Annotated in this window: 24 protein-coding genes and 1 pseudogene; 10 read left to right on the top strand and 15 right to left on the bottom strand. The window is 38.7% G+C overall.

Going from position 1 to position 24,450, the window contains the following annotated elements; genetic code table 11:
• Positions 1-10: 10 nt before the first annotated feature.
• Positions 11-1,174 (bottom strand): iron-containing alcohol dehydrogenase, encoded by a 1,164-nt coding sequence (locus tag QMA00_RS05685; RefSeq protein WP_273001632.1) that lies wholly within the window; start codon positions 1,172-1,174, stop codon positions 11-13.
• Positions 1,175-1,492: 318 nt separating this feature from the next.
• On the opposite strand from QMA00_RS05685, the gene QMA00_RS05680 reads away from it, so the two are divergent.
• Together QMA00_RS05680 and QMA00_RS05675 are read left to right on the top strand one after the other, a co-directional pair.
• Complete coding sequence (locus QMA00_RS05680) at positions 1,493-2,653, top strand: porin (protein WP_273001633.1); 1,161 nt, start codon at positions 1,493-1,495, stop codon at positions 2,651-2,653.
• Positions 2,654-3,051: 398 nt separating this feature from the next.
• Complete coding sequence (locus QMA00_RS05675) at positions 3,052-3,240, top strand: transposase (protein ID WP_335675205.1); 189 nt, start codon at positions 3,052-3,054, stop codon at positions 3,238-3,240.
• Between the two features lie 63 nt (positions 3,241-3,303).
• Here the strand turns inward: QMA00_RS05675 and QMA00_RS05670 are convergent, their stop codons facing one another.
• From QMA00_RS05670 to QMA00_RS05630, 9 genes are all read right to left on the bottom strand, one after another.
• Positions 3,304-3,879 (bottom strand): PIN domain-containing protein, encoded by a 576-nt coding sequence (locus QMA00_RS05670; RefSeq protein ID WP_290156367.1) that lies wholly within the window; start codon positions 3,877-3,879, stop codon positions 3,304-3,306.
• A 2-nt stretch (positions 3,880-3,881) separates the two neighbouring features.
• Positions 3,882-4,217 carry an STAS-like domain-containing protein gene (locus QMA00_RS05665; protein ID WP_273001635.1) on the bottom strand — a complete coding sequence of 112 codons (336 nt, stop codon included), beginning with the start codon at positions 4,215-4,217 and terminating at the stop codon, positions 3,882-3,884.
• 9 nt (positions 4,218-4,226) lie between these two features.
• Positions 4,227-5,201: a hypothetical protein gene (locus tag QMA00_RS05660; protein WP_273001636.1), complete on the bottom strand. Its 975-nt coding sequence runs from the start codon at positions 5,199-5,201 to the stop codon at positions 4,227-4,229.
• A gap of 74 nt (positions 5,202-5,275) precedes the next feature.
• The gene (locus QMA00_RS05655) at positions 5,276-8,455 is read right to left on the bottom strand and encodes an HsdR family type I site-specific deoxyribonuclease (RefSeq protein WP_290156364.1); all 3,180 of its coding nucleotides are present in this window, start codon (positions 8,453-8,455) and stop codon (positions 5,276-5,278) included.
• A 22-nt stretch (positions 8,456-8,477) separates the two neighbouring features.
• Positions 8,478-9,731: a restriction endonuclease subunit S gene (locus QMA00_RS05650; protein WP_290156362.1), complete on the bottom strand. Its 1,254-nt coding sequence runs from the start codon at positions 9,729-9,731 to the stop codon at positions 8,478-8,480.
• Between the two features lies 1 nt (position 9,732).
• A complete protein-coding gene (locus tag QMA00_RS05645) occupies positions 9,733-12,333 on the bottom strand; it encodes a type I restriction-modification system subunit M (protein WP_290156360.1) in 2,601 nt (866 codons plus the stop codon).
• Positions 12,334-12,384: 51 nt separating this feature from the next.
• Positions 12,385-13,320, bottom strand: coding sequence for a restriction endonuclease (locus tag QMA00_RS05640; RefSeq protein ID WP_290156358.1), 936 nt, complete (start codon positions 13,318-13,320; stop codon positions 12,385-12,387).
• Positions 13,317-13,493, bottom strand: coding sequence for a helix-turn-helix domain-containing protein (locus QMA00_RS05635; RefSeq protein ID WP_033103556.1), 177 nt, complete (start codon positions 13,491-13,493; stop codon positions 13,317-13,319). Before QMA00_RS05635 ends, QMA00_RS05640 begins: the two co-directional genes overlap by 4 nt.
• Before the next feature lie 165 nt (positions 13,494-13,658).
• Entirely contained in the window at positions 13,659-13,838 is a 180-nt protein-coding gene (locus QMA00_RS05630; RefSeq protein ID WP_008108599.1) for an AlpA family transcriptional regulator, read from the bottom strand.
• A 124-nt stretch (positions 13,839-13,962) separates the two neighbouring features.
• Here QMA00_RS05630 and radC point away from each other — a divergent pair.
• The 4 genes and pseudogenes from radC (at position 13,963) to QMA00_RS05610 (ending at position 15,710) form a co-directional block, all read left to right on the top strand.
• Positions 13,963-14,435: pseudogene (gene radC, locus QMA00_RS05625) on the top strand (DNA repair protein RadC).
• Between the two features lie 12 nt (positions 14,436-14,447).
• Positions 14,448-14,867 carry a DUF2787 domain-containing protein gene (locus tag QMA00_RS05620; protein WP_290156356.1) on the top strand — a complete coding sequence of 140 codons (420 nt, stop codon included), beginning with the start codon at positions 14,448-14,450 and terminating at the stop codon, positions 14,865-14,867.
• A gap of 11 nt (positions 14,868-14,878) precedes the next feature.
• Positions 14,879-15,439: a tyrosine-type recombinase/integrase gene (locus tag QMA00_RS05615; protein ID WP_290156355.1), complete on the top strand. Its 561-nt coding sequence runs from the start codon at positions 14,879-14,881 to the stop codon at positions 15,437-15,439.
• Positions 15,440-15,470: 31 nt separating this feature from the next.
• The gene (locus QMA00_RS05610; RefSeq protein WP_290156352.1) at positions 15,471-15,710 is read left to right on the top strand and encodes a hypothetical protein; all 240 of its coding nucleotides are present in this window, start codon (positions 15,471-15,473) and stop codon (positions 15,708-15,710) included.
• A gap of 175 nt (positions 15,711-15,885) precedes the next feature.
• Here QMA00_RS05610 and QMA00_RS05605 read toward each other — a convergent pair whose 3' ends face one another.
• Positions 15,886-16,254: a hypothetical protein gene (locus tag QMA00_RS05605; protein ID WP_182720779.1), complete on the bottom strand. Its 369-nt coding sequence runs from the start codon at positions 16,252-16,254 to the stop codon at positions 15,886-15,888.
• Between the two features lie 121 nt (positions 16,255-16,375).
• Positions 16,376-17,032, bottom strand: coding sequence for an inovirus Gp2 family protein (locus QMA00_RS05600; RefSeq protein ID WP_290156351.1), 657 nt, complete (start codon positions 17,030-17,032; stop codon positions 16,376-16,378).
• A 377-nt stretch (positions 17,033-17,409) separates the two neighbouring features.
• Here QMA00_RS05600 and QMA00_RS05595 point away from each other — a divergent pair, with 377 nt between their 5' ends.
• Positions 17,410-18,324, top strand: coding sequence for a hypothetical protein (locus QMA00_RS05595; protein WP_290156349.1), 915 nt, complete (start codon positions 17,410-17,412; stop codon positions 18,322-18,324).
• Positions 18,325-18,330: 6 nt separating this feature from the next.
• Here the strand turns inward: QMA00_RS05595 and QMA00_RS05590 are convergent, their stop codons facing one another.
• Positions 18,331-19,539 carry a tyrosine-type recombinase/integrase gene (locus tag QMA00_RS05590; RefSeq protein WP_290156347.1) on the bottom strand — a complete coding sequence of 403 codons (1,209 nt, stop codon included), beginning with the start codon at positions 19,537-19,539 and terminating at the stop codon, positions 18,331-18,333.
• A 304-nt stretch (positions 19,540-19,843) separates the two neighbouring features.
• On the opposite strand from QMA00_RS05590, the gene QMA00_RS05585 reads away from it, so the two are divergent.
• Together QMA00_RS05585 and QMA00_RS05580 are read left to right on the top strand one after the other, a co-directional pair.
• On the top strand, positions 19,844-20,380 hold the full coding sequence (locus QMA00_RS05585; protein ID WP_076922327.1) for a YaeQ family protein: 537 nt from the start codon (positions 19,844-19,846) through the stop codon (positions 20,378-20,380).
• A gap of 183 nt (positions 20,381-20,563) precedes the next feature.
• Positions 20,564-21,169 (top strand): alpha/beta hydrolase, encoded by a 606-nt coding sequence (locus tag QMA00_RS05580; RefSeq protein WP_010392243.1) that lies wholly within the window; start codon positions 20,564-20,566, stop codon positions 21,167-21,169.
• Here QMA00_RS05580 and QMA00_RS05575 read toward each other — a convergent pair.
• Complete coding sequence (locus tag QMA00_RS05575) at positions 21,166-21,375, bottom strand: hypothetical protein (protein ID WP_016899028.1); 210 nt, start codon at positions 21,373-21,375, stop codon at positions 21,166-21,168. The two genes, QMA00_RS05580 and QMA00_RS05575, sit on opposite strands and share 4 nt — an antisense overlap.
• Positions 21,376-21,775: 400 nt before the next feature.
• Between QMA00_RS05575 and QMA00_RS05570 the strand changes: the two genes are divergently transcribed.
• Complete coding sequence (locus QMA00_RS05570; RefSeq protein ID WP_008112861.1) at positions 21,776-22,249, top strand: Dps family protein; 474 nt, start codon at positions 21,776-21,778, stop codon at positions 22,247-22,249.
• Between the two features lie 64 nt (positions 22,250-22,313).
• On the opposite strand, the gene QMA00_RS05565 is transcribed toward QMA00_RS05570, so the two are convergent.
• Positions 22,314-24,386, bottom strand: coding sequence for a S9 family peptidase (locus QMA00_RS05565; RefSeq protein ID WP_076922328.1), 2,073 nt, complete (start codon positions 24,384-24,386; stop codon positions 22,314-22,316).
• Positions 24,387-24,450 lie beyond the last annotated feature (64 nt).

The following is a 24,450-nucleotide window of genomic DNA, read 5'->3' as shown; positions in this document are numbered from 1 at the left end:
AACTTACCCCTTAAAAAGCTTCTGTATAAATGGCTTCAATATCTTGAACACTGAGCTCTCGTGGATTATTGCGTAACAAACGCGTAACACCGCTAGCGGCATTGGCCAATTCACTTATGTCCTCTTGTTTAATTCCGTAATCACGAAGTCTTCTCGGAATGCCTACGATTTCACATAAAGATTCAATTTTTTCGACAACATAGGCTCCAGAGTCTACCAAACTAATCGCGTTATTCGCGCCCATTGCTATAGCGATGTCTCTAAACTTCTCTGGACAAGCCGAATAATTCCATCTCATAACATGAGAGAACATGAGGGCATTACTAATTCCGTGCGATAAATGAAACCGTCCCCCTATAGGGTACGCAAGGGCATGCACCGCACCAACTCCTGCATTACCAAAAGCTAGGCCAGCCATCAGACTAGCAGTAGCCATTTGTTCACGCGCCTGAATGTTGGCAGGGTCTTTATAAGCAATAGGTAAGGCCTCAATAATCATTGGAATTGCACCGATAGATATTGACCGTGTAATCTCAGAGGAGAAATTAGAGAGATAGCTTTCAACTGCATGAACTAAAGCGTCAACTCCGCTTGCTGCGGTTACTGATGCGGGGCAACTCAACGTTAGTTCAGGCGCTACAATTGCAACATCTGGCAGTAGTTCATTGCTAACGATTCCCTTTTTGAGCTCCGCTTGAACATCTAACAGAATGGATATGTTGGTGACTTCAGAACCCGTACCTGCTGTAGTTGGCATGCATATTAGCGGTATCGTTCGCACCGCAACATTATCTTCACCAAATAACTCCGTCAACGGTTTGGTTTCACCACTGAATACAGCCACTGCTTTCGCGGTGTCCATAGCGCTTCCGCCACCAATTGCGATCACCCCATCGCATAGGTTCTGATCAAAGACATTACAACATGCTTGCACAATATGAGTTTCAGGTTCTGCCGAAATATCGCTATAAGTGAAAATATCTGCAATGCCATTCTCATTGAGCAAAGTCATAATTGGTTCGATAATCCCTGCTTTCAAGACGCCTCGGTCGGTCACAATCAAAGGACGCTTAATTTTCAAACTAAGCATTTCTTTAGGTAATAAATAACTCGCATTTTCGCCTGTTAACAATCGACGAGCAGTTTTGAAGATTTGAACATTTTCGAGACTCATCCATTTACCTTAATATAAACATTTTTTAATAGTTATTAACATTAGCAATCTACGTACCAATCTTTAAATTTCACACAAGTACTTGATAAATTACCAAAAATTAAATTTTGATCAATAAAATCAGCATAAAGATCGATGCTTAAATTCATCAAAAATACAAAAATGATGATTTATTTCATCAAAAATACAAATTAAACACCATGAAATTCCCATTAAAAACAAAGCATTAACATTTATCACCTGTTGGCATAGTTAGTGCTATCTATTCTGTCTCTAATAGAGATATGTCACTAAAATAAAATTTATAAGGACAAGTAAATGCAATTAATAAAAACAACAGGTTATGTAACTTTGCTAGCATCAGGGCTGCTTAGCGCCCAAAGTCATGCGCAAACTGATCAAGCTTGGGATTTTAACTTTCACGGGACAGTAAACACTCACGCGGTATATGTAAGTTGCGATGATTCAGGAGATAGCGTTGCTGGAAATGCCTTGCTATGTTCTGGTGATGATGCAACCTCGGTTTCTAATGGATATAGCCCTGCCAGCTTTCAGTTTTCAGCGGCTACTCGACGCAATGGCTTCGATATTAATGCTGTTCTTGCCATTGAACCTGGTACCACTGATAACAGTGCATTTAATGGTAATGGCGACAACAGAGCGTATAGAGCATTCTTCACAGTAGGTAATAATGAATTTGGTATTTTAAAAGCTGGTCGTGACTATGGAATATTTGGTCTAGATGTTGTTCTTGAAGACATGGCTCTTGGAGGTGTTGGAGCAACAGCTTCAATTAGAAGTCCATTAAATACTAGTCTAGGTGCTGCGGGTTACGGCTATATCTTTAGTGATCGCTTGTCACAAATAACTTATAGCAAATCTTTTAATAACGGGATTCATGCAGACATAGGTGTATTTCAAGCGCTTGATTCAGTGAGCTTTGGCGGTAATGGTTACGTCGGAGACTCAGGCTCTAAAAGACCTGGCGTACATGGTCGTTTAAAGTACAAGTTCTCCAATGGCTATATTTCCAGCTCCTTTTATAACCAAACTGTAGATACGGTCAATAATGATTATTCTGCTCGCGGAATAGATCTGACAGCCGCATTACAATTCGACGACACCCGTTTGGCAGTCTCAGCTTTTGATGCTTCCGGACTAGGTTACTATGGTTTACTAATCGATTCGGCCGACGTTACTGGCATCCCAAGAGATAGTTCAGGTTGGTTTACGCAAATAACTCACAAACTTGGTGAAACGAAGTTAGGCTTCAATTATGGTATTTCAAAGGTAGATCTTGCTGGCGTGGACACGTTAATTCAGGTCAAGCAACAAACAAAAGCCAGCATTGGAATCTACCATACATTGTGGGAAATATTTACTCTTTCAGGTGAATTGTCTTCAATGGAAGCAGAAAACCATCAAGGTGGAACAATAAAAAATGAAGCTATTAGTGTAGGTGTGGCAGTTTCTTTTTAGGTTGCACCTAAAAAATACACGGTTAATATAATAATCTAGTATTTAGGCCGAGATTCTAGCTTGGCCTTATATTTTTAGACTTTCCTCAACCAGTCTAAGTCTCATTTTATAAATTGAACTAAATGCCTGTTCTTACAACCGATTTTTCGATCAAGAACGACTGTATAAAAAAGAGACAGACATAATTGAATTAGTTGAATTGTTTTGCGGTATCGGTGATTTTTTAACGTATTTATACCCTAGTGGGGAAAACAATTAATCGATGATGACACCCTAAAACGTCAGCAGCAGGGCATATAAGGACCAGTAAAGTTATGAATATTGTTATTAGTTTTCATATGCGAGTACTTATGCCTATGTGTGCCTATTTTACTTCGCTTAAATGAAAGCCTAAAAGTATTGAATTCATTGACTCCATATGTATTAGGTATGCCCATAAAATTCGTACTCTTAGACGCAAAACCTTTGATGGAATAGCCCTGCGTGTCAATGAAATAATAGGCTTGATTTATGGTTTCAAGCTGCATTTAATCGTGAATCATCATGATAAAATTGTTGTCGCGAAAGTAAAAAAATTTGAATGTTAACAAAAGTTCGACTTAGAAACCCAGTACAATACGCACAAGCTAAATACGTACCTCTCAGAGATGTTATTGTCTAACTAAACGATTATTCGCTGTGTAAAGAGAAAGATCTAGACCATTAAAGTCACTATCATCGGTGACTATTTTAGTGATTTGGTTAACTGCCATAGATTCAATGTAAAACGCATCATAAGCATCCAAACAATGCTTATTTAGGGCATCTAATGCTTTATTCGATATATTTGCGTCAATATTGATATCTAACGACTCAGACATCTGAGTAATCTGCTTCCAAGCATTTGATACTTCGCCCATTACTCGGGCACGCAGTTCTGGCAACATGCGAAACTGTTTTCTAGTTAGTTCTTCACCTGTATCCTCTTTATAAATATCATATTCAGTTTTTTCGACAATATTGGTTAACTCAGATAAAGTTAACGGGCTATGGTAGATACAGGCCCCCTCGTCTAATATTTTTTCAATAAATGCTGGATACTCTTGAAGTTGATATCTCAAAGGGGCATTTGGTGTTTCTATCTCATTCGATGCCGCATATGTAACCCAAAACCATACATTAGTGTCAATAAAATATTTATCAGAGCAGTGAGGTGTAACCTTTTTTAAATTGTTAATTTCCGTCATCGTTAATCTTCATGCTTATCGAGCGCTTGAGTAACTTTACTTTCTCCACCATAATAATTAATTGCATTTTGAATAACTGTATTTAACAAACTAATACCAATATCATTGCAATTTACTATCTTCATACTCTTCATTAAATCATCAATTGAAATTTCTCTTAATAAAACACCGACGGCAGCGTTAAAAAAGGGGGATGCATATAGTGCAACACCTTGAAAATCAATCTCAACATTTTCATTATTTAAAAGTGGTTCCGAAATTACTTTATTTAATTTCGAGCCACTTTGCATCGAAATAGCATTTTTACCGACTAGCTCAAAAACTTTTACTTTTAACATTACCGCCTCCTAGAAATACTTAGTCTGTTGAGTATTTTCAGATTTAAAGTGATAGTATTTATTATCGCAATTTATTTTAATGCTTACTAAAGTGCCAGGTAAGTCATACTCAGATTCACTAATAGTAAAGTCACTACCATCGATTATTTTGGCTGAAACTTTATTGCTGTAAACCCTAATTTCACCATTGTTTAGTTTCACAAAGTCACTTAATAAATCAAAACCTAAACCTCTTGCCATTCCCTTTTTAATACTATCGGTCTCAGTAGAGTTCCCTCTAGTTAAAGCCCATTCTAATGCATCAGAGGGAGTCTCTATATCTTGATTATATTCCATTACGTTATTTACGATACCAGGACCAAAATCTAATACACTCAAGCTTAACGTATTTTCTTTGCGATCATATTGACCACAACTATACACCCCGAGCTGACTTAAAGCTTGAATAGAAGTCCCGTGCCCGTATGCATTCATAAATATTTCAAAAATTCGACTGACTATTTCTGGCTTTAATGCACCACTAAGCTTTACTTTATCATCAGATAACCATTGGTCATTCAGGTGCTCAGCTATATTATCTTCATCAAGCTTTGTCGTGTGCTCTCTATAGCCAATATAATCACCTTGAGCATAACCACTAAAACCACTTTGGGTAAAATGGCTCAAAAAGTTATTCTCTATTAAGTTTTTTCGTATTAATTCACTCATTGAATTCACATCAAACATGACACCAGCTGTAGCAAAAGGCTCTCCATTGAATGCTCTTATAAGAGTTCTAGCTAGCTTAGAGTTTTGGAAATTAACATAACGGGATATTCCACCTAACAGCACTACACCATGATGGTCTAACCTAGAACACTTACTAAAATCAAAATCAAAACTCTTTTTAGGGTTTGATGTGATAATAGATATTACTTTCAAAATTTGATTAAATCCATTGGTATCAAATTTCACAGTAGGTATTATTATTTTCTGTTTACTCATAACTGTATTCCACGCTGTACCGATGGGCATTTTAGCGCTTTGAAGCCTCTCACCCTTTGGCTATTCATTAAAGCTTAATCTTCTAAAATAAAGCCTTGCAGGTGCTTATCTACCTTTATTCTTAATTTAAAAGGAGGAATAGCACTACCTTCTATATTCTCAAAGTATGCTTTAGCTTTATCTATATCAACTGTCGCTTTTAGGTTATCAAATCGGCCAAATTGGTTTATGTTTTTCTCATTAATTACACTGCCCATTAGCTCAATTAAAAGCGATTTATCAACACCTAAAGCATCAACCAAAGCATTAATTTTGGCGTTTTCTACGTTGTTTTGATAATCGTTTATGTAATCTCTAAAGCTATGACCATCTACTAACTTAGCATCACCGCGCTGTAAATCATGCAAAAACAACTTAGCATACTTTTGTTCGGTTTGCGTGAGCGATGAAAACGACTTATGTAGTTCGTTGAGTGTAAGCTCAACACTTGCCTTATCCTGGCCCTGATTCAGTTCTTTTAAATATTTATCAAAGCGACTGTTCATATAGTCGGTGTCGATTTTATCGGTATCAATTTCAGTCAAATAACCGCTAATATCAAAAGGTACTTCACCGCCACCAGCACCGCCGCCATCACCTGAACGAGCAAGCTCTTTATAACGTAGCACTAAGCTCAGGTAGGTTTGCTCGTCTATAGTTAACTCAGCCTCATCGCTAACAACAGAGTCAACCGAATACTTAGCACTCTGTTCAGCAATGCCCACACTAAAATCACGCCATTGAAAGCCCTGCACTTTTGCTGCCTCTAAGTGCTGGTTAAAGGTTTTAAATAAATCTGCAAACTTAGCGCAGGCTTCAAGATCTTCGGGTAGCTTTTCAAAACTTTCAACGCCAGCACTTGCAAATAGCTCTGTTATATCTGCTGCTATTGTGTTCATAGCTTCAAGGTTGCTTTCTAAGCGATCAACAAATAAGCCTATAGGGCGATCTCCTGAATAGAGTTTAACTGCATCGTTAATGTGCTGTTCCATGGTGTGAGGATAACGGTAGTAACGAATAATACCGTGTGGTTTATCTGGTCCAAATAAGCGGTTAGTGCGAGAGAAGGCTTGAATGATATTTTGGTATTTAATTACCTTATCAAGGTACAGCGTGTTAAGCCACTTAGAATCAAAGCCTGTTAGCATTTGGTCTACTACTATTAGTAAATCTAACTGTTTTTCTGGCTCTGTGTGTATGCGCTCATAGGGCTTTTTATGGGCAAGACGTGCGGCTAAATCTTTTTTAAACTTACCATGTTTTGCAAAATCAAAGTCTTGTCCATAACGTGCATTATAATCAGCCATAATCTCGTCTAAGCCATCACCTTTAAAAGTGGGGCCTCGATCGCCGCTACCGTCATTATCAATATTAGGGTCAAACAAGGCTGATATTTTAAGTAAAGGTTTGGCCGCTTTTAACCGGCGGTAGTAGTCAATGGCTTCAGCAATACTGTTAGTAGCTAAAATGGCATGAAATTTATTAGCCTGGCTTAGCACATCCCATTTATCTAAAATGTCGCTTACTACTTTTTCTTGGTGGGCATCTGTTAAGTATTGGTCTTTAGGCACATAGTCTTCAATGCCTTTATGGTATTTACCCGTTGCATCTTTTTTGCCTGCCATAGGCACATCATTTATAAAGTGGTTAAACTTTTTCTTTTTAGCGGGGCTACTCATAGCATCAGCCACCGAGTCAGCTTTTGCTTGGGCTAAAGCCACCTCTTTTTTTAAGTCGCTATCTTTAAAGGTTGATACTTTATAAGGATCAAAGCCTAGTACGTTGCCATCGCGTATTCCATCAGCAATACTGTAGCGATGTAATTCGTTACCAAATACGGTGCTGGTGGTGTTGCCGCTTTTTTCATTCTCTTCTTGAATGGGTGTACCCGTAAAACCAAAAAACAATGCGCTAGGAAAAGTACGCTTAATGGTAATCAACATATCACCGAAGGTTGAGCGATGTGCTTCATCAATAATAAACACTAAACGTTTAGCTTGTATTATTTCAATATCGGCAGAGTTAGTCGCTGTGCCTTCATCATCAACCGCTTCAAATACGTTACTCATTTTTTGAATAGAGCTAACTATTAATGTTTCTGCCGGATCTGTACTTTTTAACTTAGAGATTAATACATCTGTATTCTCTGTTGCTTGCACGTCTTCCCCGTCGCCAGCAAAGTTACGGTACTCTGCGAGTGATTGAGTCCCTAACTCAATTCTGTCCATTAAAAATATAACTTTGTCGGCATCTTTAGATTGCGAAATTAACTGTGCAGACTTAAAGCTGGTCATGGTTTTACCAGAGCCAGTGGTATGCCATATATAGCCCCCTAGGCGCTCGGTATTCGAGTTTATTTGCTTCCAATTAGTTTTAGCTACTTTATCGGATATCGCATTAGCGGCGTAATATTGATAACTGCGCATTACTTTAAGCACACCGTCGGTATCGTCGGCCACGGTATAAAAACCAATCAACTGGTGCGCCATAGGGATAGACAGTAAGTCAGACGCTATATCTTTCCAGTAATTTTTGGGCTCATTCATAAAGTCGGCCCAGTTAAATTGGTAATCTGGGTTAAACTTGCCATCTAAGCCTGGGTTGGCAAAATATTTTGTTTCGTTCGGCTCCATAGCTACAAACACTTGAATAAGCGAAAACAGCCCACTAAAAATGCCTTCTTTACTGTATTTTTCAATTTGATTTACAGCTTGGCTTACCGGTACTCCACTTCGTTTAAGTTCCACGTGAATAACGGGCATACCATTAATTAATAACAGCACATCGCCGCGCCTGTCGTTACGCAAAGGACTGCCCCGTTCAAACTGTGGCTGTTGTACAATTTGGTAACGGCTTTGGCCTGCGGCTATTTCTTGGCGGTCATATATTTTTAAGCTAACCTCTTTACCCAAGCGCTCAGGGTGTGCGGGGTTATCACGCTTAATTGCTACCGTTTTACCATTAATTAAACCATTCAGCTTTAGCGGAGTTTTAAGCTCTTTTATCTGCTCAATAATCTGCTGCATCTCAGTTGTAGTTAGTGGTATATCGTTTAAGCGGTCTTGTTGGCGGTTGTTTTCAAATAAAATATTTGCCCAATTTTGCAGTAAATCAGCTTCGGTTTTGTTTTTTAATATTTCAGCTTCCCAGCCTTTATGGGTAAGTACTTCAATAAAAGCCTGCTCAAATTGTGCTTCAGTTTTAAACGTAGTCATTGCTTTTCTGCTCTCGTCCTTGTTATACAAACATTTTACCCAAGCAGGCCTGCTTGACGTGGTTTAGCTTAGTGATTTGTTGTTGATGTTGATTGATCAATGCATCAAGATTTTGGAAGTAGTCACCGATAGCATTTTGCTCTGCTCTTTCAGGTAAAAAAACCGAGAAAGCACGAATATCATGTAAACTCAGATGCGGTACCGCTGTTTCAGTCTTAATACCAGAAATGTGAGTTAAGAAGTCTCTTTGTATGTATTGATAAATAAACTCAGGGTTTACTTCACTACACCTAACACGCGTAACACGTTGAACCAAAATAGCTGGCAAATTTCTTGAATTTATTTTAGCGTAACTTTTCCCAATTAGTGCGCCATCCATTTGAATCACAATATCTTCTGGCTCAAGAATGTAACGCTCCAAACCTTTAGATGATGGCCAAAACTCAGAAATTTCTGGTGACGAGTCCAAATACCCTCTTTTAACATTCATACCTCTCACTAAAAAGTAACCTTCAGAAGTGAATTCTTTACTATTAAAAGGGTTGCCCGTTAGTAGAGCCGTGCATTTTTCTAGGTTAGACTCCTCCCAATCCACATTAAATCCTTTGAAGCGGATTTCTGGGATAGTTTCACCTTGTTTAGGGAACATTTTTGCCAGCATAGCTTTTTTAATGTTGCTGAGCTTGTCATGCTTTTGTTGGTGTTGATTGATTAGGGTATTGAGATTTTGAAAAATAGTGCCTATTTTTGTTTGTTCTTGTTTGCAAGGTAATGATAACGCAACTGTAGCTATGTCACTTTGCCCTATCGTGGTCATAGTTGTAGTTTTACCACCAAGAATAAATTGTTCACGTGCAGATGGTGTTTTAAACAAACATGCTAAAAAAACAGGATTAGTAGTAGCCTTACAAGGCTGCATTCTAATTAAATGACCATCAAATGTAATGTCATTTCGGTCACTTAAATTAACATTTGAATATGCAATTCCTTCTTTAACTAAAGAAGATCTAGTAAAGAAAATATCGCCATATTCGACTTTGTTATTCTTGAATTCTTTTTCGTCAAGATCCAAAAGTGAAAGGTTTTCAATATGAATTGAATCACCGGAATACATATCTTTAACATTAATTAGGCGGTATCCTTTTCCCACTTTCTGTGGGTCGTTGAAGACACCATTGCTAAACCCCGTCTCAGTTAGGTCTTGCAATTTTTTATGATCCCATTCCCCACTAACCCCCTTAAACCGGATCTCAGGAATCTTCTTATTTTCGCTCATCTTATTCGCCCTTCAATAAGTTTGTTAGCTCATTTAAGCCTTGCATATCAAACTCATTACCCGTTAAGTCACCCATTATCTCGGCTAATTCTTGTTCGGTGGTTTTTATTTCACTGGCTACCTGCGAATAAGTAACCGCATATTTATTAGCAAGGGCTTGCACTTGGCCTGTTAGTTGGGTAATTACGGCGCTTGGCATGGCGGCGAGCTTATTACTTAATGGAGTAATCCACTTTAGGTGAAGCAGCTCGTTTACTTGCTCGTCTGATAAACTCTCAATCGTTGTTTTGGTTAAGAGGTGCAGTGCAATAGCGGCTTCTTTAACTGCTTTTTTAAGTGCTTTTTCTTCGTCGATTAGCTCATTAGCCTTGATGATTTTTGCTTCGTAGCTTTCCTGCTCAAATTTAACTTTGCTGTCTTTTTGCTCTTTCAAGAAGGCTTTAGCGGCTTTGCCCACTTCAGCATTAACAAAGCCGTCTTTGCCTTCTTTTACTGTAGTTTGCTCTTTATCTTCTTCACTTAGGGATTCTAAAACTTCTTCAAGTTGGCTTGAGATTTCTGCAAGGCGAGTCTCTTGTTCTGCCAAAGCTTGTAAATCGTCACTTAGGTGCGTTTGTTGTACTAAATCAAACGGCAGTATATGACCTTTCCAAGGCGTATTAGCATCTTGCACCTCAACATCTTTGCCTTTTTGTTTTTTAATAACCATATTAGCCACTACCTGTTTAGCAGCAGCAAAGCCTTCGGTCTGCATCATTTCTAAATCAGCACTAATAGTTTGCCATTGGTTATTTTGGTGTTGATAGGCTAGGTATTTATCAATAAGTTTAATAGGCGCCAAGCGCTTAAAAAGCTCTTCACTGAGTGAAGCCTCTATTTGATTGAGATTAACCGTTTCCCACTTTTTAATAAGTGTGGTGTGTAAATAGTCATCGTAACCATTAAATGCTTGATTATAGGTAGTGATAAATTCACGCACTTGTGGGTGTTCACTAATGGTGGCGTTCACGTTTTCTTTAGCAACAGCAAGTTCGCTATAGGCGGCTGACTTAGGGGTAAACAATGCAGAGTGCAGTTGCGGTAAAGCTTGCCAGTAAGTTTGCAGCTCGGCAATTTCACTATTAGGGATACCACCAAGCATAGTGGCGTGTAGATCCCAACTCTCTGCGGCAGCTGAAGAATCAACGTAACGGGGAATATTTAAGTTGTAGCCATTTTCGCGCAGGGTTTGCTTGCTTACTACTTTTGAAAACTTATCGATACTTTCACGGTTAATAACTGAATCAGTCACTCGTTTTATATCACTTGCTTGTAGCTTGTTGTTTTTACCTTCTTTATAAAAGTGTTTAGAGGCATCAACCACTAGCACATCGGTATTTTGTCGTTTTTGTTTAAGCACAATAATAACGGTTGGAATACCTGTACCAAAAAAGATGTTAGCCGGTAAACCGATAATCGCGTCAATGTGGTTATTTTCGATTAGTTGTTTACGTATTTTGCCTTCTTCGCCACCACGGAATAATACGCCATGTGGTAGCACAATGGTCATTACGCCATCGGGCTTCAAGTGATAAAGGTCGTGCAGTAAAAAAGCAAAATCAGCTTTAGTTTTTGGCGCAAGGCCAAAACGCGAATAGCGAGGGTCGCTGTCTTTAAAGCTAGGGTCCCAGGCTTGTGAGTAAGGCGGGTTTGAAACAACTGCATCTACGTATAATGGTTCGTATGTAGCAAGCGGATCACTTTCATCAAAGTATGGCCAATCGTCTTCTAAGGTATCGCCATTACGGGTAGTAATGTTGTCGGGCAGAATACCGCGCATGATCAGGTTCATACGGGTTAAGTTGTAGGTGCTTTCTTTTAGCTCTTGAGCGTAGTATTTAATATTGTCTTTATTTTTTGCGTATTTAGCAACTGAAGTACCAATATTTATTAGTAATGAACCTGAGCCACTGGTTGGATCGTAAATCTTAATTTTATCTTTATTTTTTAGTTCATGTGCTGTGATTTCTGACATGAGTAGTGACACTTCATGAGGCGTGTAAAACTCACCGGCTTTTTTACCAGCATTGGCGGCAAACTTTTCAATTAAGTATTCGTATATGTAACCCAGTACATCGTAACCAACATTACCGCCCATAGGGATGCTTTTAATTAAGTGTAGTAAATCACTTATCGCTTTAGTACGTTTAGGCGCACTTTCACCTAGCTTGCTTAAACCTGTTTCAAGTGTGGTGAAAATACCTTCAAATAGTTTTTTATGATTAGGGTGAATAAGACGGCTAAAAGCAGAAAGTGCATCACGCACGTTAGACTCATCAAAGTCTGACTTAGGATCAACCCAGGTAGAAAACAAGTTATTGTACGATATAAAGTAGCCTAAGTTGCTTTGCACATATTCTAAGGTGTCAGGGTCGTCTTCGCCAAGGGCTTTAATTTCATCTTCGGTCATGCCTTGCTCTTTAACAAAGCTAACTAATTTATCACTTACGTACTTGTAAAATATAAAACCTAAAATAAAGTCTTTGTAGTCGTTCGCTTCAATTTTCGAACGCATTTGGTTGGCTGATTCCCAAATTTTAGCTGCCAGTTGTTGCTTATTCATAAATAAAACTATTTCCTAATACTTAAGTAAAACGCAAACAGGTAATGTTGCTTACGCTTCGAAAAATTCTTCGTCTATTTTTTTCAGGTGTAATACCTGCTCGTCTCTGCTGCCAATGTTGTATCGCAGCATGAGTTTTGCTAATTCTTTACCATTTATGAGGACTATACGCATCCCTAGGTCTTTGGCTGTTTGCATGGCTGATAGGGTAAAGTCTGAAGTGGTGATAAATATTCCTTTTTGCGCTTTTTTAAGATTGAGCGCGCCAAAAAAGTCTCGTATATCGCCTGAGCCAACATTATTACCTTGTGCATAACGTTTAGCTTGGATATATATCTGATCCACGCCTAGCGGGTCTTGGTTAATAACGCCATCTATGCCGTTATCTCCTGACTTTCCTAGTGCATGCGCTGCGCCCTCGCCAGTACCACCGTAACCCATAGCTAGCAGTAATTCGATTAATAGGTTTTCAAAAAAGGCTGGTGTTACCTTACGTGTGCGCTCAATAATTTCTTCGGCTAGAGCATCGTTTATTTTACGATACGCTGAGCGGAGTGCTTCATCAGGCGTAATATCACTTTCAGCTTCGGCAGGCACTACTGTAGTGCTTTGCGTTTCTGTGGAATCGTTATTTTTTTGCTTAAAGGCAACAAACTCATCAAAGCGCTTTAAGTAGTCGTTATTAATATCTACATTATCTTTTAATGCTTCAATACCGCGAGGTGTTATTACAAAATGCGCTCTGCGTGTAACGTCAAGTAAGCCAGCCTTTGTTAAGTAGGTTCGGGCCCAGCCAACACGGTTATCTAATACAGACTGCTTACCACTAGGTAGTGTTTCGGTCCGCTCTTCATCGGTTAAATTAAACTGCTCTGCGAGCTGGTTAATAACATCACGTAGCTTTACCTCATTAACTTGCCCGTTGTTATAGGCTTTAAACGCGATTTGAAGAAAGGGCCGCATAAACTCTTGGTAGTTTGGGATCATCCGTTATCCTTTTGTTTTTCTATCCAGGCTTCTATATCTTCACGTTTAAAACGCCATGAGCCACCTACTTTAAAGCCTGGCAACTTTCCTTCACCCGCTAATCGATAAGCTGTTTTTTCATTAAGCTTTAAATAAACCGCAAGCTCTTGGATTGTTAGTATTTCGTCACTCATTGATTTATCTCTAACTGTGAACAAAAGTAGAGTATGAGAAAATTGCGGAATGGTCAATTTAATGCTGTAAAACACTTTTATTGTAGCTTTTACCTAATACGACATAGAAGCTCAGGCTTAATACCCGAGCTTTATATTGAGCTTACAAGACAGTTGTAGGTTTAGTTACCCTCTTTCACCAATTCTATCCATTATCCAATCATCAACTTCTGACTCTAACCAAGCTACCGACTTAGCACCTAGCGATACTTGCTTTGGGAATATGTCTTTCGCCATAAACTCATAAATTGTTGAGCGGCCTAGTGATGTTTTTTCGATTACTTCTTTTAATTTGATTAAACGCATGGAATTTCTCCGGTTGGTTATTAGTACATAACCTTTCCGAGGTCAGTATTTTTTTATGCCTTCAAACAAAAAAATTACACATATACATCACTAACTTGCATGAACCACTAAAGAGGAATTCACAATGCAAGGTCAACAGTCGTTATACGAATTTAAACACCCCGTAAATGATGAGCAGATACTAGAAGCCGCCGCGTAATCATCGCTAAAAAACAGTTTCGTGATGGCGTTTTAAATAGCCCTAATGATTGCGAAGAATACTTAAAACACAAACTCGCGATACATGAGCATGAAGTATTTTCCGTACTATTTTTAGATAGTCAGAACCGCATATTGGAGTTTAAAGAGCTATTTAGAGGCACTATTAACGCTGCCAGCGTTTACCCTAGAGAAGTTGTTAAAGAGGTGCTGGAGCTTAATGCTGCATCCGTTATATTGGCACATAACCACCCTTCAGGCGTTACTACGCCTTCTCAAGCAGATAAACTCATTACTACCAAATTACAGCAGGCACTTAACCTAATTGATGTATCGGTGCTTGATCACATCATCATTGGCGAGAGCACGTATTCATTTGCTGAACATGGCTTAATTTAAAAGGAGTTAAATATGGCGTTAAAAATAGAGCAAGTATCAGGCTTAAAAGTGCCTGAGTCTTTTATTGGTGTGATTGTAAGTGCTGTTACTGATGGAGGTGATTCTGTAGGTGGGGCAAAGGCGGTTACTCTAAACTTTAGAGATCCAGACTACAGTCCCGAAGCTGGAGGCTTTCACCCTGTAGAGGTTAGGTTAGAAAAACAGGCCACCAGCTGGCAGCTAGTTTATATTACTGACTTTTCGTATCAAGGCCGTCATACCCCTGAACTAATAAAAGAAATTGATGTGTGCTTTAGTATTAAGCAGGTTTATCACTTTTTAGCTGGTTGGTTGAACGCTAGGGAAGGTAAAGAGCTATTAGCCTTATTCATTTCAAACTTTGTTGAGTACTACAACACGGGTTGTTATCAGGTTACGGTTACGACTGAATAAAGGGAGGTTTTATGGCTGAAGTACAAGCAGTTAAAGATCTCGATACAGTAAGGCTCGTTAGCTATTTACTAGAAAAACGCTGCTCAAAGCAAATGAACCAAATATGGAATATTGGCTTAAATCTCGCGCTTAGAATATCTGACTTACTTGCAGTGAAGTTTACTGACATAAATAATGATAGGTTGATTATTTACGAGTCAAAGACCTCGAAATTAGCTGAAATAAAGTTAAATGATAAGGCGCTCACCTTAATCAAGGAAATTAAACTGACTCATCCACATCACATCTACTTATTTCAATCATACCGAAATCAACAAGCGATCAATTCACAACCTAAGCCGCTATCACGTAGAGCGGTTACAAAAGCATTTTCGCTGGTGGGTGAAGAACTAAATATTCATTTAGGTACTCACTCAATGCGTAAAACGCGTGGCTATCACTTGTATCAGAAAACCCACGACATCGCCCGAGTAATGAAAATGCTTCGCCATAGCTCCGAAGCAACAACACTTCGTTATATAGGCATAACACAGGAGGAAATAGATAAAGACTTTGAGGAGTTAGAGCTATAAATTTATTACATATGATAGGAGTAAGTTTGTTATGTCGTTAGAAAAAGCCGTTGCATGCGGTGTAGTAGGAAATGAAGTCTCTAAACAAATAACCGGTAGTTCTGAGCTATCACTCAGTAGAACAGCCATTGCTGTGAGCTCTGGTGCTGTAGCAGGCGCTACAGTATCCGGTGCAGTTGTCGTTGGACTAGGCGTGGCGTCTGCGCCAGTTACGGTGCCTTTGGCTGTTGCTAGTGGTTTGTTAGCCGGAGTCGCGAGCTTATTTGATTAGAAGTAAACAAAGAACGCATTTTTGCAGTGCGTTCTTTTTTTGCTTTTGCAGTGTAAATAGTGCTTCTCGTAATGCTATTTTGGGAACTTGCCAGCCCTTATATACTAAGGATTTGAGCTTATTTAGCTAGTTGAAGGTCTCAAAAGCGCGTTAAGCTGAGTTATGAGTACCTAGTCTAATCAGTAGACAACACCTCAAGGTTATAACGGCTATTAATATTCATCCTTAGGTTGCCTTTGTAAGAGTCAACAGTGCCCGTTCCACAAACCTGTTTATTTTTTAGAGAAGGCATTTCTCCCAGTTTACTCTCAATTTTTGGCAGCATGCTATCCCAAATAACAAACGTAATAGAACTGTTTGGATAGTTGTCATCAAGATTTAAGTATATACCTTTTTTAAAATCTCGGAGTTGGATTAATTCACCACACACTCTTACTTGTTTGCCCTCATATTGCTTGGCTTGCGAAGAGTCTACAGTTAATGGCTCTGCTAGCACAGAGAAAGGGAAAGAACATAAAAGTGCCAACCGTACGATATGTTTCATACTAGTCCTTGTATTAAAGTTAAATTATTACTTTAAATCATAACACGTTACATTTTTTTTAATAAAGACAAGAAGGGTATATAAATTTACTGCAAGCACATATGCCCCTCTTGTTTAGTGCCTATTTCTGACTATAACCAAAACACCGCTGTCCTAATCCGTATTGCTTAGTATTAAGCTTGGCGAAGTAACTTACTCTACAATAAAGAGCGTGGAAGTTTTGAGCGAAATTAGGGTTGTTAACGTCAAGGTAATAGTGTGCATTTTTAGTCAAGTGAACTAATTGCATCATTTCATCTAAGGGTAAGCTCAACGCACTTGCCCAGGCCTTAGCTATTCGGGTAAACAAGTTATCGCTTTCTATATTTATTTTACCCGTACAGTGGTACCGGTCCTTATTGAAAAACAGCAAAAAATGATAATGCTGTTGGTGAGCTTCGTCTTTCTCTCTAGTCCAAATATATCTAATATTACATGGATGTGGAGTTTTACCATCACGAACTTTACGTTTTGTATCTGCTTTAATCTGCGCCTCAAGAGAAGCAATAAATCGTGTAATAATTTTATTGCTATCTAAATCAACTGTATTTGAATAAGCAGGTAGCCTTAAATCAATTCTGACTGCAAACGTTCTTTTATGTTCACTACATGCAGCATGCATTACTTTCTCAATAGCATTTAAGTAGGGAATAACTAGTTGCTGATCTACTCTAGCGAGTGTTTGATATTGCTTGTATGTAGGGTTTGTTGTTACTGGGTATTGGGTTGGGTTATTCATACTCTTTCTCCTGTTATGTATTGTTTCATATCAGGTGTATGAGTCGTAGTTTTTTAATTGGTATTTGTTGTGATAATGACTTCGTTACTAGTAACTCTTATAAATATTACCAAACCGAGAATTGGCGATTATAAAACCAGCTCAGTTTGTGGAGATTAACTTCATTAATGCATTACTAAGCAACTGCTTTACAAATTTAAAGTTACTCTGAAGTTATAATTTAACCAAAAATCGCCTACACCCCATATAAAACATAGCACCTAACGCATCTGAGCTACATAAAAATCACTGCAAGGAAACTATAAAACTACCATAATGTCACTAAACAAACTACACTGAAGACTACTTTAAGTGCTACTTAGTAACAGAGCATAATTATGACTAAATTTAAGGGTGTGAGCCAAATAGAGGGAAAAGAAAGACGTTTCATTGAGTCGTGCTTCCGTGTACTCCAACGTGAAGGCGTACAACTCCCTATGAGGTTTGAGACTCCCATAGAAGGTGCAAAAATTATTAATCAAATTATTGCATCAAGAGAGGCTAGCTCAGAAGAAAAAGACCAAATGGCTTTATCTTTAATTGATGAAGCCAAGCAGGAGCTATTGCCTTTAGATGAATTTAATTGGTTTAAAGATGATGAGCGTGCATGTTACTTTGTCTGGGCTTCCATCTATTTATATAAATATTTATCTACCCCTCATCATCCAATCAACAAATCACCAAATCACCCACTTATATTCGCTGTTCATTACAACCAACTAGGTTTAAAAAACAACCCATCAAACTCACAGGAAAGATTTGATGAAGTTGTAAAATACTTTGATTACATCCCGCAACATAAACAATGGAAGTTAGATCTAATTACTTATCTAAAAGATATTTGGAGTCAAATATTTAAAAGCCGAAAGCCATTTTCTTGGTTAAAAAAAGATAACGATGAACAGTGCCTATGGGCATGGGAGTACATGCAAAGAGTAGATATTAATCGCTCCAAACCTATGATTTACGAATTTTCAACTACAAATACAGCTGAAAGATACCTAGCTATATATGCTGCATTTGATACGTGGAAAACAACAGTTGAAGCTAAGAGACTTTTTTCAATCGATTTTAATAAGGCGTGGCAACAAAAAAAGCACCGCGATAGCAGACAAGGAAAAAAAGCATGCAGTTTAGTGTTACACGAAGAAACTAAGTTAAAACTAGATGAATTAGCTAAAGCTAAACACGTAACCCTAAGTCAGCTAGTTGAGCAATTAATTGAAAAAGAACACCGGCTAAAGGACAGCTAGAAAAACTTAGTTGCCTTTAGAAGCTTGCTCAATAAACTCACTCCACCAACCCATTATTGGCCTGCGTTGCTCTAAATAATCAGAGCGGTTATATGCCGCTCTTGTTTCGTTTTCATCTGCGTGGGCTAGGCAGGCTTCGACCAAAAGGCTGTCGTAACCTTCCTCATGAAGAGCTGTAGATGCAACTGAGCGCAAGCCATGAGCCACCAGCTTATCTTTGTAACCCAAACTGCGTTTAATCGCGGCATTGACCGTATAAGTGCTTGCATGGCCCTTTTCATTACGCTCACTCGGGAATACATATTCATGGTGACCGCTGAGTGGCTTCATTTGCTCAAGTATTGCCAAAGTAGCAGACGTTAAAGGTACTCGGTGCGCTCTTCTGCGTTTCATTTCTTCGGCTGGGATCGCCCATACAGCCTCTTCAATATTAATGTCAGCCCACTTAGTGCCTGCGGCTTCCTTTGAGCGAGTCATAGTGTGCAATTGCCACAAGATTAAAAGTTTAGTTTTATTCTGAATAGTTTGTGAGTTATTCAAAGCAGTTAAAAAATCAGGGAGCTCTTCAGGCTTAATAGTAGCCATATGTTCTACTTTATTTTTAGTAAATACTTTTATGATTTTTGCTAGTGGATTGGCATTGATGAAACCATGGTTTACTGAGTAATCCATGATTTGATTCAGGCTTTGGCAAATACGCTTGATTGTAGAGTGTTTACCGTCAGCCTCAAGTGGCCTGAGAATTTCAATGGTATCAATCGCTGTAATGCTTTCTAAAGGCATGCCCTTCATTTTCGGGAAAATATACATCTCAAGCGTTCGCCATTCTCTAGCTGCATGATGAGGTGTAACAGTTGGCTTTTTTCGTTCAAACCAAAGCTCTGCGGCAGCTAAAAAAGTATTCGCAGCTTTTCGGCTCTCTGTTCGCTTTTTTGCAAGCTCATATGCCTTTGGGTTAATACCTTGCGCTAGTAGTTCTTGATACTCAATAGCTTTAGTACGTGCGTTAGCAAGCGATAGTGCTGGATAAAGCCCAAGGGGTAATTTATTAAATTTATCACTTATTGGATCTTTAAACTTAAATTGCCAAGATTTAGTACCACTAGGTAAAACACGCAGTTGAAGACCGCCACCGTCAGAAAGCGTTTGTTCTTTGCCTGTACTAGTAATTGATTTTATTTTCTTATCCGTTAGACGAACTACAGGCCTAGCCATAATAAGCTCCATAATGATGATTAAGGCTAGTATATATAAAACATAATCTCATGGGTACTAACGTGGGTACTAAAAATAGTAGAAGCAACAAGATTAGACTGGACAAATACGGAATAAAAACAGATTAAACACATGTTTTTTAAGGAGTTTAAGTAACACTACGGAGCGGCACGGAAGTTAATACAAGCGCCCAGGGAACCACTGGATAGCCATTTTTAACTCCTAACATATAATTTGTAGCTATTTTAACTGGCAATTCATTTAATTGCGCTATACTGGCGCAAATTTTTTCATATAAGACACTATGGCTCTCAAATCTACCATTATTAAAGCGCAACTATCGCTTAGCGATATGGACCGTCACGTATACCAAGACTTTAATTTAACCTTGGCACAACACCCATCAGAAACTGAGCAGCGCTTGATGATCCGCTTACTCGCTTTTGCACTTAATAGCTGTGATGGATTAGAGTTTACTAAAGGTTTATGTGCTGATGATGAGCCGGAGCTTTGGCATGTCAATTACAGTGAAGAAATAGAGCTTTGGATTGAGCTAGGGCTGCCTGATGAAAAGCGCCTTAAAAAAGCTTGTAATAAATCTAAAAAAGTAGTGCTTTATACTTACGGTGAGAATAACCAAGCTATTTGGTGGCAAAAGCATCAGCCTAAATTATACGAGTTTAAAAACTTAAGCATTTTTAGCCTTGATTATGCTGCTACTCAGTTATTAGCTGCGTTGGTTGATCGTAATATTAAATTGGCTATTACCATTCAAGATGGTGAAGTATGGGTTAATACCGACACCACGAATATTGAGATAAAACCGCAGCAATTAATGTAATTACGGTAGTTATACCAATTGCATTAAATTAGTTATCTATTATAGCGACAAAGAAATAAGTCGGTAACAAGGCGAAAATTGTGACATATAGTTGTTCTATATAAATAATTTTTAACGTAGGTAGCGGATTATTTAATACGCTAGAATGATCATGTTTTTAATAAAATTGGTAATAGGGGGCGTATGAAAGTTAAACGCGTTATTGTTTTACATGGCTTGTATATGTCTGGCTTGGTTATGCGCCCGTTGTGCTCACGCTTGGAAGAGTCGGGGGTTAAAGTTTTAAACTTAACCTACAATACTCGAGACCCTAATCGAGATGCTATTTTTACGCAAATAGATGAGTTTATTAGCAATGAGCCTTCTGCTTTAGTGTGCCACTCTATGGGGGGCTTAGTTGCTCGCGCCTATTTAGAGGCAAACTCAGCACCAAGTCATCATGTTGAAAAGGTGATCACCTTAGGGACGCCACATACTGGCAGCCATATTGCTGAAAAAATGCAGCAAAAAGGGTTCGAGCTATTATTAAAAAATAGCGTTGAGTTTTTACTCTCTAAGAATGGTGATTGGCCTTTTAAAGCCAAGCTATACAGCATTGCCGGCGACTTACCGATTGGCTTAATGCCACTCATTGTAAAAGGCAGCCGCTCTGACGGCACCGTACTGCTGGATGAAACCAAACTTAAAGGTATGGCTGAACACAAGGTGTTTCATTTAAGCCATACCAGTATGATTTACTCACGCCAAGTCGTTAATTATATTCTTGAGCGCTTGAATGAGGACATTTAGTCCTCGGCTGCAGCCGCCACTTTGTAGCTGATCAAAAATATAATACCTAGCACTAAGGGCATTGGTGCAGCGATATAACCAAAGGCATCAGAGTTTGCAAAACTCGCACCCGCTAAGTGCGCAACTAACCCTAATACAAACCCTAGCAAAGCAATACCAATAACGATGAGTTCAGCTTTATTTTCTTTACGTGTTTTAGCTTCCATTATTTCTCTCCGCATCTAATCAAGTAGCCCCTTAACTCAATAAAGTGATCCCTATCAAGTTGGGCTATAGTGATTATGCGCTTTACTTATGAGCGTTTTTTGACCTACATCAATAAATAAAATAAGTGTGCGCTGCGCCTGTCAAAAGCTTGTTTTAGATCATATTTTGTACTCACAAAATAAACAATTTCGCTGCTCAAGGTAGTATTTTTATAAACACAACCCATATCTATGAAATGGCGTTAGTTAATTTATTTATAAAACCACAGATACGGTGATAGCTTTTAGCTATGACACCAATATGTATAAACGATTTTATTAATACACCCTCTTAGGTAATACTGACTGTATTGAGCAAGGTGTAAACAAATTCATAAAACGGTTATTTAAGGAGCAAAGTATGTCGCAAGTAAATGCAATTGGTTTAAACAGTACAAAAAGTGAAGATATTATTAAGTCACTGAATACGCTTTTAAGCAGCTATCAAATTCAATATATGAATGCCCGCGGTTTTCACTGGAATATTAAAGGCCGAAACTTTTTTGAATTACATTTAAAGTTTGAAGAAATTTATAACTTACTACTGTTAAAAGTAGATGAAATCGCAGAACGTATTTTAACGCTTGATGGTGCACCGCTACATGCATTTTCAGATTACTTAGAAGTAAGTGAAATTAAAGAAGCAAAAGGGATCAGCGACGGCGTAACCGCAGTAGAGAACTTACTGGCCGGATACAGCAGCTTAATTAAAATGCAGCGCGATATTCTTGCACAAGCCGCTGAAGCTGATGATGAAGGTACCGCGTCATTAATGAGTGACTACATTAAAGAGCAAGAAAAACTAGTGTGGATGTTAAAAGCCTACCTAGATTAAGTTATTTTAAAAAATAGAAAGCCTCAGTTATTACTGAGGCTTTTTTGTAACAATCATTTACGGGCTATGACAAAGCGATAAAAAAGGCCATTTCTAGCGCTTTTTCTTCTAAGCTTTTAAAGCGACCCGATGCCCCACCATGTCCTGCATCCATGTCGGTTTTAAACACTAAAATATTATCATCGGTTTTATATTCACGCATTTTAGCCACCCATTTCATTGGTTCCCAATACTGTACTTGTGAGTCGTGCAAGCCGGTTGTCACCAATATATTGGGGTAGTGTTGCGCACTAATATTGTCGTACGGTGAATACGCTTCAATAATCTCGTAAAAATGGGGGTCGTTTGGGTTACCCCATTCATCATACTCATTGGTTGTAAGCGGAATGCTTTCATCTAACATTGTGGTGAGTACATCTAAAAATGGCACATGGCAGCCCACTCCACAGTAAAGCTCAGGCGCTTGATTTACCACTGCTCCCATTAATAACCCCCCAGCACTGCCACCAGAGGCAAACACTTTACTTTTGTTGCCGTATCCTTGCTCAGTGAGCGCTTTGGTTATATCTATAAAGTCATTAAAGCTATTTTTTTTATGCTGTTTTTTTCCGTGTTCGTACCATGAACGCCCTAGCATTTCGCTGCCGCGCACATGTGCAATCGCATAAACAAAACCACGGTCGAGTAAACTCAGTGATGTGCTCGAAAAGCTAGGATCTATGGTGATCCCATACGCACCATAACCATATTGAAACAACGGATTTGAGCCATCTTTTTTAAAGCTATCTTTACGATATACCAACGACACGGGTACTTTCACCCCATCTCGAGCACTTATCATAAGTCGCTCTGACTGGTAGTCTTCTGCGTTAAAATCACCGAGTACTTTTTGTTGTTTAAGTAAGGTTTTTTCGCCTGTGGTTAAATCAACATTATAGAGCGAGCCTGGCGTTGTTAAGCTTGAATAGTAAATGCGTGCATGGGTTACACTTGGCTCTGGGTTCATCGCAATAGCGGCGTAGTAACAAGGATCATCAAACTCAAGGTTCATTCGCTCGCCGTTTTTGTTAACCACAACAAAGCGTGCTTGGCCTTGTTCGCGCTCGCTAAGCACTAAAAAGTCGTTAAATAGTTCAACGCCTTCTAATAATACAGTTTCACGGTGAGGGGTATGTGTTTGCCACTGGTTTTTATCAGCAATGGTGTCGCTTGTTGCGGTCATTAATCTAAAGTTTTTGGCCTGCCAGTTAGTCACTATATAAAAAGTATCACCAAGCTTATCGATATCAAATTCATGCCCCTCTTCGCGCGGCATTAAAGCGGTAAACTCACCTTGCGGTTGATTGGCATCAAGCACCCACATGTCGTTAGTTTCTGTGCTCGCTAAATCAATAATAATTAAGCTTTCATCACGGCTTTTACCTAAGCCCATAAAAAAGCTGCTGTCTTGCTCTTCGTATACCAGCACATCTTGGCGTTGCTCAGTCCCTAGTTCATGTCTAAAAACTTGATAACCTAATAAGGTTTTTAAATCCTTTTTTACATAAAATACGGTTTTATTGTCGTTCGCCCAAACCACTTGCCCCTCGGTAATCTCAAGTACATCGTCGAGCATTTTATTGCTGCTTAAATCTTTAAACCGTACTGTGTATATCCGTCTGCCATCGGTATCTTCAGAGTAAGCCATTAATTGCTCGTTGGGGCTCAGCGCCACTTCCCCTAACTCATAAAACTCATAGCCATTGGCAAGTGCATTAACATCAAGTAGTAGCTCTTTATCAGCCATTGCCATACTGCTGCTGCGATAATGACGCGCATATTCATCATCTCCGCGAACCTCTGAGTGATACCAATACTGGCCGTCTTTTACCGGTACAGTGTTATCGTCTTTTACAATACGACCTTTAAGCTCCTCAAATAATGTATTTTGTAGTGGCTTAATGGCAGCTAATTGTGCATCACAATAGGCATTTTCTTGCGCTAAATGTGCGAGTATATCGGCATTTTGTCGCTCATCATCGCGCATCCAATAATAATCATCACTGCGTGTTTTAGCATGAGTAGTCAGCGCATGAGCTTGCTTTTTAGCAACAGGGAAATTAGGTAATAAGCTTAAAGAATAATCAGAAGAAGACACAAAAAAACCGCTTAAAAAATAACAATGGCGATCAGTTTATCATAAAAATAAAAAAGCCCACTCA

Origin of the sequence: Pseudoalteromonas sp. APC 3694 (genome assembly GCF_030407565.1) — a bacterium.
GTDB classification, from domain to species: domain Bacteria; phylum Pseudomonadota; class Gammaproteobacteria; order Enterobacterales; family Alteromonadaceae; genus Pseudoalteromonas; species Pseudoalteromonas tetraodonis.
This window is presented reverse-complemented; position numbering and strand designations above follow the sequence as displayed.